The 12,394-nt window shown below is 51.7% G+C and carries 11 protein-coding genes and 1 tRNA gene; 9 read left to right on the top strand and 3 right to left on the bottom strand.

The window, feature by feature from the left end; genetic code table 11:
* Positions 1 to 186: 186 nt before the first annotated feature.
* The gene (locus MKY82_RS24150) at positions 187 to 1,350 is read right to left on the bottom strand and encodes a GGDEF domain-containing protein (protein WP_194543862.1); all 1,164 of its coding nucleotides are present in this window, start codon (positions 1,348 to 1,350) and stop codon (positions 187 to 189) included.
* Positions 1,351 to 1,459: 109 nt separating this feature from the next.
* Between MKY82_RS24150 and MKY82_RS24145 the strand changes: the two genes are divergently transcribed.
* The 3 genes from MKY82_RS24145 to MKY82_RS24135 are packed head-to-tail and all read left to right on the top strand — an operon-like array spanning position 1,460 to position 7,122.
* On the top strand, positions 1,460 to 2,596 hold the full coding sequence (locus tag MKY82_RS24145; protein WP_194543861.1) for a glycosyltransferase family 4 protein: 1,137 nt from the start codon (positions 1,460 to 1,462) through the stop codon (positions 2,594 to 2,596).
* 9 nt (positions 2,597 to 2,605) lie between these two features.
* Complete coding sequence (locus MKY82_RS24140) at positions 2,606 to 3,913, top strand: DNA repair exonuclease (protein WP_194543860.1); 1,308 nt, start codon at positions 2,606 to 2,608, stop codon at positions 3,911 to 3,913.
* Positions 3,910 to 7,122 (top strand): AAA family ATPase, encoded by a 3,213-nt coding sequence (locus tag MKY82_RS24135; protein WP_339294547.1) that lies wholly within the window; start codon positions 3,910 to 3,912, stop codon positions 7,120 to 7,122. Before MKY82_RS24140 ends, MKY82_RS24135 begins: the two co-directional genes overlap by 4 nt.
* 48 nt (positions 7,123 to 7,170) lie before the next feature.
* On the opposite strand, the gene MKY82_RS24130 is transcribed toward MKY82_RS24135, so the two are convergent.
* Positions 7,171 to 8,217: a hypothetical protein gene (locus MKY82_RS24130; protein ID WP_194543858.1), complete on the bottom strand. Its 1,047-nt coding sequence runs from the start codon at positions 8,215 to 8,217 to the stop codon at positions 7,171 to 7,173.
* A 249-nt stretch (positions 8,218 to 8,466) separates the two neighbouring features.
* Here MKY82_RS24130 and MKY82_RS24125 point away from each other — a divergent pair, with 249 nt between their 5' ends.
* The 4 genes from MKY82_RS24125 (at position 8,467) to MKY82_RS24110 (ending at position 10,319) form a co-directional block, all read left to right on the top strand.
* On the top strand, positions 8,467 to 9,036 hold the full coding sequence (locus MKY82_RS24125) for a xanthine phosphoribosyltransferase (protein WP_071221737.1): 570 nt from the start codon (positions 8,467 to 8,469) through the stop codon (positions 9,034 to 9,036).
* A 218-nt stretch (positions 9,037 to 9,254) separates the two neighbouring features.
* Positions 9,255 to 9,584 carry a hypothetical protein gene (locus MKY82_RS24120; RefSeq protein WP_071221736.1) on the top strand — a complete coding sequence of 110 codons (330 nt, stop codon included), beginning with the start codon at positions 9,255 to 9,257 and terminating at the stop codon, positions 9,582 to 9,584.
* A 117-nt stretch (positions 9,585 to 9,701) separates the two neighbouring features.
* The gene (locus MKY82_RS24115) at positions 9,702 to 9,920 is read left to right on the top strand and encodes a hypothetical protein (protein WP_071221735.1); all 219 of its coding nucleotides are present in this window, start codon (positions 9,702 to 9,704) and stop codon (positions 9,918 to 9,920) included.
* Positions 9,921 to 9,989: 69 nt separating this feature from the next.
* Positions 9,990 to 10,319, top strand: a complete 330-nt coding sequence (locus tag MKY82_RS24110; protein WP_071221734.1) for a carboxymuconolactone decarboxylase family protein — start codon at positions 9,990 to 9,992, stop codon at positions 10,317 to 10,319.
* A gap of 82 nt (positions 10,320 to 10,401) precedes the next feature.
* On the opposite strand, the gene MKY82_RS24105 is transcribed toward MKY82_RS24110, so the two are convergent.
* A complete protein-coding gene (locus MKY82_RS24105) occupies positions 10,402 to 10,821 on the bottom strand; it encodes a hypothetical protein (RefSeq protein WP_194543857.1) in 420 nt (139 codons plus the stop codon).
* 181 nt (positions 10,822 to 11,002) lie between these two features.
* On the opposite strand from MKY82_RS24105, the gene MKY82_RS24100 reads away from it, so the two are divergent.
* Positions 11,003 to 11,086 (top strand) — tRNA-Leu (locus tag MKY82_RS24100).
* Between the two features lie 318 nt (positions 11,087 to 11,404).
* Positions 11,405 to 12,292 carry a divergent polysaccharide deacetylase family protein gene (locus MKY82_RS24095; protein WP_194544900.1) on the top strand — a complete coding sequence of 296 codons (888 nt, stop codon included), beginning with the start codon at positions 11,405 to 11,407 and terminating at the stop codon, positions 12,290 to 12,292.
* The last annotated feature ends 102 nt before the right edge of the window (positions 12,293 to 12,394 follow it).

Here is a 12,394-nt window from a genome sequence, read left to right as displayed (position 1 = left end):
GATTGCTCCTTCTTTAGAATAAGGTACATGCTGCAGTGTAAAGGCAAAAATATCCTGGTTCAGCCTCATTTCTTCTCTGGCTTTAAGGAATCGGTCATTAGTTTATCACGATGCCGCAGGCGTAGTAAAGAAATGTCAAGCAAAAAAAGACCGCCCACTTTATATCGTGGGCAGCCTGCGCCAGAGTTATCCGGCGGATTCCGTTGGTTCGGTTGATGAGGTTGTTAAGGACCGGTAATCGGATACCTTGTTTTTGCCGGTCGTTTTGGAATGATACATCGCTTTGTCGGCCTGTTTCATGAGTTCATCGCCGCGAACGCCTTTGCGCAGTACGCTGTAGCCGATACTGATCGTGACGATGCTCTCGCTTGCCACTCTGGCCCGGATGCTCTCGGCGACCTGTGCGGGTTTGACTTTGCGGTCAACCACCAGGGCCACCAATTCTTCGCCGCCATACCGGCCGGTAATCCCGATACCGTCAAGCTCTTCCTCCATAATGGCCGCGACCTGCTTCAGCACTTCATCGGCTCGGGCATGGCCTTGGGTATCATTCAGCTTCTTGAAATTGTCGATGTCGCAGAAGATAGCGGATATTTTCAATTCCTGCGAGGCGTAATGGTCCAGATACTTCATAAAATGCCTGCGGTTGTAGAGTCCTGTTAATCCGTCCGTAATGGCAGACCGGTAGATGGACTGCATCAGCTCCACAATGCGTCTGAACAGGATGAAGAACACGATGCTGTAGAAGAGCACCGGCAGAGCGAGAGCGAGTCCCTGAAACGCAGGCGACAGGCCGCCGGAATAGGTATGGATGGATTGCAGAACTGCCGAGATGGCGTAGACGGCAAGTCCAATCGCATATTTGATCGGTTGTCCGATCCGCGGAGTGACTTGGGTATAAGCCAGGTAGAGCGCAGCGAGCTGAAAACCATCAAAATATATGCTTTGCCATATCGGGTCCAGGGTGTAAGGAAGAAATGAGGGAAGAATGAGCGGAAGCATAAGTAGTGCGGCTGACAACAAGGGAAGCCAATAATGCATGGTTTTGATCTTACGGTACAGCATGACAACCGAGACGTTCAGCAGGACAAACGAAAAAAGCTGAATGAAACGGAGGATGTCCGATTCCGGTGGAAAAACAGATTTTCCCGTCCAAGCCGAATGGATGTTCAAACTCTCGTATGTCATAATGAAGAAGAAGGCTGCCGCCATATATATGTAAGCATTCTTGCGTTGTTTGCTGTACATAAAGAGACACATGATCAGCATCATGAGCGCGATATAGGCTCCGCATACAGCAAATATGGTGGGTAGAGGAGAAGTGGACCAGTAGCTCAATTCATAGGACAAATCGATTCACTCCTGAGTAGGAATAGGTTTTTCGTTGCATGAAACATATGTTCTAATATATCATATCGAAAAAGAATCTGAAAAGAGATTTAGAGAAAGGGGGATCCCCATGAAACTTCTTCAAGCATTATTCTTCCCTCCTGAACAGCCAGGCGGCGTCTCGTCCATGATTCCTTATTTGCAGGAGCGTTTTCATTCATCCCGTTGGGAGATGGAGATGTTCTGGCTGCCCAAGCGGATCCGCAACAAAGGCCAGGAGGATCCGATATTCCACACTTTTGATTGGAAAGAGTTTGAAGGGAGTGCCGTAGTGGCCAAATACCTTCAAACCTACCGGGATTACCTGTGGTGGACACGTCTGCGTCTTCAAAAGCCTTATGATCTTATCCATAGCCATCATCCGATTGCAGGCATGTCGATGAAAGCGGCATTCCCAGAGGTTCCGCTCATCCAAACCGTGCATTCCAGTTACGAGCGTGAGCTCATCCTCAACGGAAGAATCAAAGAAGGTGGGCTGGAGCACAGATTTCTGGTCTCTTTATATAAGGAGCTTGAATATATCAGCGACCGTCTGTTGACGGTGTCGAACTCCTTCAAGGCTTACATGGCTCCGTACGTGAATGAACCCGAATCGATCGGGGTTATCCATAACGGATTCGACGATAAAAGATTTAAGCCGGTGCCTCATGAAAATGCAGTGCCGCAGTTGATTACGGTATGCCGTCTGGTCCCTGCAAAAGGGTTGGACATTCTGCTCCAAGCCTGCGCGGAACTGAAACGCAAAGGATATGATTACGTCCTTCACATTATCGGCGACGGCCCTTCCCGTCAGGAGCTCGAGGAGATGGCCAAAACACTCGGCATCTACCAGGAGACGATTTTTTACGGATATACGCTGCATCCCGAGGAGTTCATGCCGTTCTTTGATATCTTTGTCCTGCCCTCGAGAGCGGAGGCATTCGGCTCCGTGTTCGCGGAAGCGGCGCTTAGCAGTCTTGCGCTGGTAGGCACCAACGTCGGCGGCATCGCGGAGCAGATCGAGGATGGAGTAAACGGCTTGCTTGTACCGCCGGAGGATCCGATAGCACTCAGCGTTGCGCTCGAGAAGGTCATCAGTGATCCGCTCTATCGATACGAGCTTGCCCGGACCGCTTCGGATAAGGCGAAGAATCAATATTCCTTGTCCCGATCCGTGAATGAACTGAAAAAAATGTATTTGAAATTTCAACCTAAGATAGAGAGTTAGGGATCGGTTATGGCTTCTTTTCGATTTATGCATGCTGCGGATTTACATCTGGACAGTCCGTTTATCGGGATAAGCGGACTCGATGACACTCTGCGGTCGTACGTTCAGGAATCGACCTTCCGTGCGCTGGAACGGCTCGTTCAGCTGGCCATCGACCAGCAGGTTGATTTTATTGTCATCAGCGGAGATATATACGATAGCTCCAACATTTCGCTGCGCGCGCAGCTTCGCTTTCTGGATTCCCTTAACCGTCTGGGAATGGAAGGGATTGCGGTATATGTCATCCATGGCAATCATGATCCGCTCGACAGCACCAAGCTTAGCATGGCGCTGCCTCCCCATGTCCATGTGTTTGGGGCGGAGCCTGCAAGCGTAACGGCCGTTCGCCGCTCGGATCATCAAGAAGTGGCGGTCATTACCGGCATGTCGTATCCGACCTCGAAGGTAACCGATAATATTGCAATAACTTATCCTGCTCCGTCATCCAGGCTATACCATATCGGACTTCTGCACGCAAACGTGGATGGGGATCCCCAACACGAAACCTATGCACCCTGTACGAAAAGGGATTTAATCCAGTCCGGATTTCATTACTGGGCGCTCGGGCATATTCACTCCCGTCGAACCTTGCAGGAATCCCCTTATATTGTGTATCCGGGCAATATTCAGGGACGTCATGTCCGGGAGACGGGACCCAAGGGATGTTATATCGTCGATGTGGATGAGAGCTCCAACACGAAGCTGAGCTTCCATGAGCTCGATTCCATGCGCTGGCACATCGTTGAAGCACCTCTGGATTCTTGTCAGGACGTCGATGAATGGAGACGCTCACTGGAATCCATTCTCACCGAAATAAGCAGAGAGAACGCGGATGGGCTGAGCATGATCCGCGTTCGGATTACGGGACGGGGGCCGGTTCATCGTCAGCTTGAAGGCGGATATGTGCTCGATGAGCTGCTGACCGATCTGCGGAGACGAGAGGCCGCGAAGGGACAGACATGCGGCTATCGGGGATGCGTCTGGATCGAGAGCTTCTCGCTTCATTCCGGAGATGCGATCGATAGGCAGAGGCTGCTTGCGGAAGACAGCTTTGCAGGGGACTTGCTTCGTCTTGTTCGAGGGGAACAGGAACGGCTTCAAGATCCTGGCGGGGCTGTTGCCAAAAGCTTGGAGCCTCTGCTTGAGCATGCGGAAATCCGCTCCTTGCTGGACGAGATCAGTCCGGAAGAACTGCTGGAATGGGTTCGCAGAGCGGAGGAACTGACCTTAGGGTTATTGCTGCGCGAACGTTCGCAAGGGGAAGGTGTCGGAACATGAGACTAGAGCGGATGAACATTCAAGGCTTTGGAGCTGTTCGGGACAAGAGTCTTGAGATAGATGCGCCTGTGACCGTGCTGTATGGGCCGAATGAAGCGGGAAAGAGCAGCGTCCTGTATTTTATCCGAGCCATGCTGTACGGATTCCCTGGCAAAGGCTCGCCTGCAGAACGCGGCGAGCCTTCGGAGGAAGGCATTCACGGCGGCGAGCTGCGGTTTCTGGATAAGGAGGGAGTGCCTTGGGTGGTTCGGCGCTACAACCGGTCCAGAGAAGGAAATCCAGCCACCGGCAGAGGCGAGCGCGTACATATTCATAAACAAGCGGATAATGGAATTGTCATTGAGCTTGGACAACAAGAACTGGAGCAATATGCTTTGGGCGGTGTGTCCAAGGATATGTTTCGTCAGCTGTTTGCCATCTCGTTAAGCGAGCTTCAGGAAATCCGCAGTTTGCAATCTGCCGAGATGAGCGGTTACTTGTTCCATGCCGGAATCGGCGGCGGGGCCAATATACTGGAAGCCGAGCGCAAGTTATCCCAGGAGATGGACAAGCTGTATAAGCCGCGCGGAAAGGTCCAGCATACCGCCAAGCTGCTCCAAGCCATCGAGCATTTAAGAACCCGGGTTTCGGAGAGCAAGACGTACGTTTCCCGCTATAACGAGACCGTTACATCCATTCTGGAAATACAGGAACGGTTGAATCTTTTGGAACAGGATCGCATTATGGACGCCGAGGATCTGTCGCTGCTTCGAAAAGCGCAGGACATTCGTCCGGCTTGGCTGGAATGGCGTGAGGCCAGTTTGGAATTAAAGGATCTGATGGACAGTGACAACTTTCCTCCTGATGGACTCCCCCGATACGAAAAGATGCAGGAGGAAGAGCGCCTTCTCCACACTCAGTCGATTCGCGCCGAGCGGGCGATCGAGGATGCGGAAGATAAGCTGAGAGCACTCCCTCTGAATTCGTTCATGGAACAGTATGGCGAACAGATTGAGGAGCTTTGGGCGAAACGCAGCCTACACGAAGCCGCTAACCGGGAGCTTGCCGAGCTTACGACCGAATACAAATCTCAGGAGATCCGGCTGGAACAGCTGCTTCGGGATATCGACCCGGCATGGACCCGGCAGGAGCTGCTGGCTCTGTCTTTATCCGCTTCGGAGCGCGAGGAGGTACGGCGAATCAGTGCGGCCTTTGCTGGGTATGATCGCCGGATGGAGGCGCTGTTCATTGAACAGCGCGGGGCCCAGCGTTCTGCGGCGGCAGCCGAATCGGCGCTGCGGGAAGCCAGGCGGCAGCTGCGCGAGGAGATGGAGCGGGGACAAGAAGCATTTGCCATGATTAAGTCGGCAGCGCCTCAGGAGACCGCTGTGCTGTGGAATCAGCTGCAGCTGGAGATTGAGCGCTGGCGTGAACGGAGATTGACCCGGACTCAGCCTGAGCCTGCTTCCACGCGTCCATCGGGTAGAGGCAGATTACCTGGGATGCACGCGGGTCTGCTGGCGGGAATGGCTGTTATGACATTCCTGCTGGTGGTCGTATTGTTATGGACGTCAACCACGGAAGCTGCCGTGGTCTCAGGCATCGTGATGCTGCTCGGTATGGGTTATGTATTCTGGAGTGGTCAACGAGGTCGGGAGGTTCATGGTGCAGCTTCGAATGAGACCCATCTTCAAGACGTGCAGGGAACAGAACATATAGATCATCTCTATTCAAGGCTCGTCTCTGACCCATATGCGGCGGCAGCTGCGAGCACGATTCCGGGCAGACGAAGGGACAAAAACGCTGCCTTGGCGCGTGACCCCATCATGGTGGAGGCTCAAATGCGCGAGCTTCGATCCGTGATGGAGGGCTGGCAAGCATGGCGGCAGCGGCTGGATCGACTGACGTCCGATTGTGCGGCGGCTGAGGAGAAAGCTGCGCTGCAAGCGGCTGAATTACAAACGGTTCAGGGCGCTATTGATCAGGAAGAGAAGCGATATTTGGAGCTGGAGCGGCAGTGGGAGGATTGGCTTATGTCCCGATCACTCCCGCAGAGCCTGTCGCCTGACGCCATGCTGGACGTATTCGTCAAAGTGGAGCAGGGGCAGGAGCTGATCCGGCAGCAGAAATCGCTTGGACTGAAAATGGACGTGCTGTTAAAAGAGGCGGAGGATTATATCATCCAATGCCATGAGATCTTTGCGGCGGATCCCCAAGGTGACGTTAACGGCAACCGAATCCCAGCCGTTGCCGAGCTCGGTAACGTCTATTCCAGATGGAAGTCCTATCAAGAGGAATCGAGACAGAGGAAGGTCCTTGCCGAGCGTATTCAAGAGCTGCGCAAGGAGGGGATTGCGATTGCAGAGGAGCGGGAAGGGCTGCAGATGCGCAAAGCAGCTCTGATTGCATCATCCCAATCGGCAGACGAAGAAACCTTTCTTCGTATGGGAGCTGCTGCGAAGCGTCGTGAGGAGCTTGTTCGTACGATCCGCCATCACGAAATTACCATGTTCAGCGGATGGGATGAAGGGGGCCGCCGGCAGCTTGAACAGCTGCTGGAGCTGATGGATGCTTCGGAACTTGATGCTCAATGCATGAAGAAGGAGGAAGCCGTATCCGCTGCGCTCCACCTGCGGGACGAGCTCCAGGAACGGCGGGGGCGGCTGCTTCAGGAGAGAGAGTCGCTGGAAGCAGCGGGGAACGAGGATTCCGCCCTGCAGCAGCTGGAGGAGCAGCGCACCGCCCTGCGGGAATTAGTCTCGCAATATGCGGTACGTTCGATGGCTTCCGAATTTATCAAACGTACGCGCCGCATGTACGAGGAAGAGAAACAGCCGCAGGTGCTGCAGTTGGCTTCCCGCTACTTCACCATGCTGACCGGCGGCATGTACAGCCGGATTGTCATGCGGATGGGAGATCAGAGCCTGTTGGCAGAGCGCCCGACTGGTGAATTGGTGGAGAGCAGCCGGTTAAGCCGTGGTACGGCGGAGCAGTTATATCTGGCGATGCGGCTCGGTTTGATCCAATCGATGCCGCATGCATCGGGGTTGCCGTTATTGCTTGATGATCTGTTTGTAAATTTTGACGGCGAACGGCTCGGACATGCGCTCGAACTGCTCTCGGAATTATCGCAGGACCGGCAAGTCGTAATGATGACGTGTCATCGGCATGTAGCGGAGCAAACCATGAAACTCATACCGGGTGCACGATTCATCACGATGCAGCCATAAAACGGGGCTTCCCAAAGGCAGTTTTACCATACCTTTGGGATAGCCCCTTTATTTTCTCCTGATTTCGGGTGTTCCGAACAAAGTCAGTCGGAGCACCCAGAGCAGACACAGTCCCCCGAACATGGGGTAGAGGAGAGAGAGCAAGGAACTGAAGCCGAACTGGCTGAAGAAATAACAGAACACCATGATGCCAAGGGTAATCACTCTGGGCGAGAGCGAGGTTCGCTGCTGAACCTGCAGGGTAATCCCGTAGATATTGGCCACGAAGGTGCTAAAAATTTCTAGGAAGATCAGAATGAGATAGATGATCTGGACGAGCCAGCCCAGCTGGTTGGCGATGCTGCCCATCGGGATCTCGTATTGACTAATGCCGGGCATATGCGCAGACATCGCAAAATGCGCCGCCATCAGCATAAATCCTACGCCCGTACCTCCAATGATGCCTCCCCAGGTTACGGCACGCGCGCTTTTGGTCTGGCTGCCGAGCGGGACCAGCACCGGCATTGCCATTACCAGGTTAAAGGAGGTGTAGAGAAGGGGCGCCAGCCAAACCGAAGGCAGGGTATGGTCCGTAGTCAAGGTTAAGAATCGGGTGGCACCCGGTGTTTGAATCGTCTGAGAAATAATCGCAAGCGATAAGGTCAGCATCATGGGCACAACAAGACTGTTCATTGTCATGATGGACTGGATGCCTTTTCTGAGAATGAAATAGGTTCCGATCATCGTGACAAACAATCCGGTTTGATAGCTCAAATTCAGATGCTCCACAAAAACAGAGCCCGCGCCGGCAAGCATGATGCTGTTCACCCCGAGCAGAATGACAAACATAAAGAGGCTGATCCAGACGCCGGCTTTCTCTCCAAACAGGAATTTGTTTAAGTCCTCAAAGGATTTGGCCCCGATCCGCCTGGATATCGTCATGATTTTTGTGCCGAGCCAAATGAATATTCCTGTCGCAAGCAGAATGGTAAGTGTGGCCCAGTGTCCATATTGGGTAAAAAATTGAAGGATTTCACGTCCGGTTGCAAAGCCAGCGCCAACGATGGTTCCGATATATGTAAACGCGATCTGTAAAACACGAACAGAATTACGCAAGCCCCGCATCCCCCTTGAAAGTTAATACGTTCTGCTTAGTACAAGGTATGCTTGGCTCAGCTGGGACATGACTCCTACCTGTCCAGGTCCTTACCGGAGGCATGTACATGATGATGGCCAGGCAAGGAGATCAATGTTAGGAATTCTGACGGGAACCGTACAGTTAAATGACGGAGTCACCGTTTGTACTTGCCGTACAGGGAGGAATATGTTACTTTTACGACAAAGGAATCGTGGGAGGTCTTTTGGATGGATTGGTTGAAAGAGCGGATCATCAAAGAAGGTGTCGTGTTGTCGGATCAAGTGCTGAAGCTGGATGCCCTGCTGACGCATCAAGTAGACCCGGCATTAATTATGGATATGGGCCGGGAATTTGCGGCTAGATTTAAAGAGAGCGGCGTGACCAAGGTCGTTACGCTGGAATCCTCCGGCATTTCTGTTGCATTTGCCGCGGCGCTTGAATTGGGAGTTCCGATGGTATTCGCCCGGCGCAAAAAAACGCTGCTCGCCGATCCAGACGCCTTGTGTGAGCGGGTTCCGTCTTTCACCAAGGGCATTGTCACGGACATTATGGTATCGCGCCAGTTTATCGGCGAAGAGGATAAACTGCTCTTCATTGATGACATTATCGCGAACGGTGACGCTGCAAGAGGCCTGATCAAGATTATTGAACGGGCAGGGGCAGAATTAATCGGGCTTGGCGTTGTGATTGAAAAGAGCTTCCAGGCTGGAGCGAGAACGCTGCGCGAACAGAATGTTCATGTGGAATCGCTGGTCACCATATCGTCGCTTGAGGACGGCAAGATTACGTTCAGCTAGGTTTAGGAATATACCAACCGCTTCATGGCATGTCAGGAGTAGAGCAGAAAGGCAGGACTTCCGTCATGAACGTTTGTACCCTAGCCTTTGCCGTGCGTAATAGTGTAAATTCGTAGTCAATTTTAAGTGGATTTCAGCCTAAAATCACAACAAAATCTTTTCGCCTCCATGATTTTCGCTTATAATAAAGAGGTAGGCAAGAGAGAGGAGGCAGCACCATGGGGAAACAACCTGTAACCGAGCCGTTTTTGATTGAGAAGCTGAATGAAGCAAAGGTACATTTTGAACGTGCTTTGGATTGTAAACATACGGAGTTTGATGATCTATATCCCTATATGATTGAACATCCTCAGTTTTTCTGGTACAAACGCTATGTTGCCTGGTCAGAACTGCTGACGATTGCCGGATTGTGTGAGGAGGTTTCCTTCGAATGGAAGGAACAGTTTACGCCTCAGCAGGTAGAATATATCGAGAAGCGTGTCATGTCTTCAACCGTTCTGGATTTTTGGTACGAGAAGAATGACAGTATCGAGCCGGCACAGCGTTAATGGGTATATAGAACATCTCTTAGTCGGGATGTTTGTCGATATCGCAACGCATTCAAAAGACCTAAATGATCTCATTTAGGTCTTTTTTTGCACAAAGTTTATGAAGGGGGTATGGTGATGATTAGCGATGAAAGACTCGATGAGCTTCGGCTCTCCGGCGAATTGGTCCGGGTTGTCCGGGACGGCTTGGAGACCAATGATATTATAGGCTTTGTTGTAGCCTGGGACCCGGAGCAGGTCATTATACGCCGCAGAAACCGGCGGGTCGTTAAACTGGATCGCCGTTACAGCTACCAGCTTAAAAAGGAACCAAGAGTAAGCCCGATCGAAGAGTAGGCATAGATCTCGAACTCGTCGGACAACTTAACCTCGCATCAAATTTTTGTGGAAGAGGTGCTTTAGGTTATGGAAATGTCCAATGACAAGGTCTCGGCTTACAAGAATGAAATTCTGAATTTGAAGCAGAGCATGCCGGAAATGGCAGAAGCGTATCATCAGTTCACCGGCGTTTGCTTTCAGGATGGCGAACTGGATGAGCGAACAAAGCAGCTGATCGCGCTCGGAATCGGACTGTTTGCCAATAATGAGCTGTGTACCTTCTATCATATGGAAGAAGCCCGTGCGAAGGGAGCCTCGGATGCTCAGATTATGGAGGCTGTAGCCGTGGCGTCTGCCGCCAGTGCGGGACATGCCCTCTCGCAGGGATTGACCCGCGTGCAGCATAATCTTCATTGATTCACGTGTCAGCGATAACCGTCTCAACCGGAACATTCATGTTCAGTGGGGAGACGGTTATTCTCTGTTTAAGGGCAGCGATTTAGCGGGCGTAAACAGCGGCAGGAGGATGGGCTTGCTCAGAGGACTCGGTCTCGGGCGAAACCAGCCCAAGGTAGGCTCGCATGCGGTCCATCATCTCCTCACGGAAGGATGGCCATAGAATGTTCATCGAACCAATGTAACCCCGACAAGCATATCGTGCCTGGATTCCTTCCTGGTTTTGTCCAATATCATACACCTTGATCGCCCGCTTGGTGAATTCCTGCTTCACCTCACGAAGAAGCACAGCAGCACGCTTGGCGCCATTCCCCACAACCTCTACATACAATTGAGGGCTCTTGAAGACACCGCTCTCTTGAATGATTCGGCAATCCCTTTCAAACACCTTATGAATGAACATCAGCAGCAGGTAACTCTTGATCAATGCACGTTCTTCCGTCGTAACAGCCGGTATGGCCATCAACATCACCGCCTTTATATAGAAAATGGTTATTGAATGAGAACTTATGTTCTTATTTTAACCGAAAAACAGGTTTTTAATCAAGTTCAAAAAAAGTGTTGACTCAATTCGTGCAGCGTGATATTATATATCTTGTCGCCGCTGATAAGGACTTGTCTCCTAATAGCGATGAACATGATATGCGGTCGTGGCGGAATTGGCAGACGCGCACGGTTCAGGTCCGTGTGGGCTAACCCCCGTGGAGGTTCGAGTCCTCTCGACCGCATCCTTATAAAGAAGCTCGTAAACTTGCTTTTTAGCAGTTTACGAGCTTTTTTTGTGTTGAGATTTTAGATGGCGGGATGAAAGACTTTAACCAAAATAATGCGATGCCGTTGACAGCCAACCCGACAAGTTCAAAATTACCGCGGAGCTGCGGAGAAAGCAGCTGTGAGTAAGAAAGCCGACGATCCAACGGTGGCGGCAAGTTTCTGTGCCTGGGCTGTGCTGTGCTAATACAATCACTCTTACATATTTACATACCTTTTCTCAAACAATACGGTTAGGTGTGATTAGCATGAACATGAATGGAAGGGGAGTAACCATGCGGAAGGCATTCAAAAAATTGGTTATCTTGCTATGTACGATATGGATGATCGTGTACGGAGCACAGATCGGATATGGCGCAGGGGTGGCCTCTACCCCTACTGCTGATCCTCCCAATCAGGAAACGGAAGAAATGCACGAAAAATCCGGACGCGGCAGGCCTGATCAGGAAGCGAAAGTTAATAAGCTGGCCGTCATCATTGATGATTTTGGCAATGATCAGAAAGGGACTCAGGAAATGCTGAGTCTTCCTGTTAAGATCACGGTGGCAGTAATGCCTTTCTTGCCGACAAGCGTGAAGGATGCCGAAGCTGCGCATCGGCAAGGGCATGACGTCATCATCCATATGCCCATGGAGCCGAAGCAAGGACGATCTTCCTGGCTCGGACCGGGCGCCATTCTAAGTTCACTAACCGATGAGGAGATTCGTGAACGGATGGAGGAGGCAATCGATTCGGTTCCTTATGCCGTTGGGATTAATAATCATATGGGCTCCAAGGTTACCGGGGATGAGCGGGTCATGTCCATTGTGCTTGATGTATGCAGGGAGAGAGGGTTGTTCTTCATCGACAGCAAGACAAACTACCATAGCGTGATTGGCAAACTGGCAGCGGAGAAGGGGATGCCGTCCATCGCCAACGATATATTCCTGGATGATGTTCATACCGTTCAGCACGTGAGCAAACAGCTCCTGACCGCGGTACAGCATGCGGAAGAGAGAACATCCTGCATTGCAATTGGCCATGTCGGCAAATATGGAACCCGGACGGCAGAAGCGCTGAAAGGAACCATTCCGAAACTGCAAGCCAAGGTGGAGTTTGTGGGTATCAGCGATCTGGTTAGGGAACGATCAAGCTGGCGGCCGAATCCGCTGCCTGCGAATTAGCGTTGGTTAGCAGAACCTAATCCGCAGGCAGCGTATTAGTGTCAGCAGCAGAAACGGAGTCGGTTTCGGCATGCCGTGAAGCAACCGGCGATAAAAAGCTTA

It is taken from the genome of Paenibacillus sp. FSL W7-1279, assembly GCF_037969845.1.
In the GTDB taxonomy this organism is placed as follows: Bacteria; Bacillota; Bacilli; order Paenibacillales; family Paenibacillaceae; genus Paenibacillus_AQ.
This window is presented reverse-complemented; position numbering and strand designations above follow the sequence as displayed.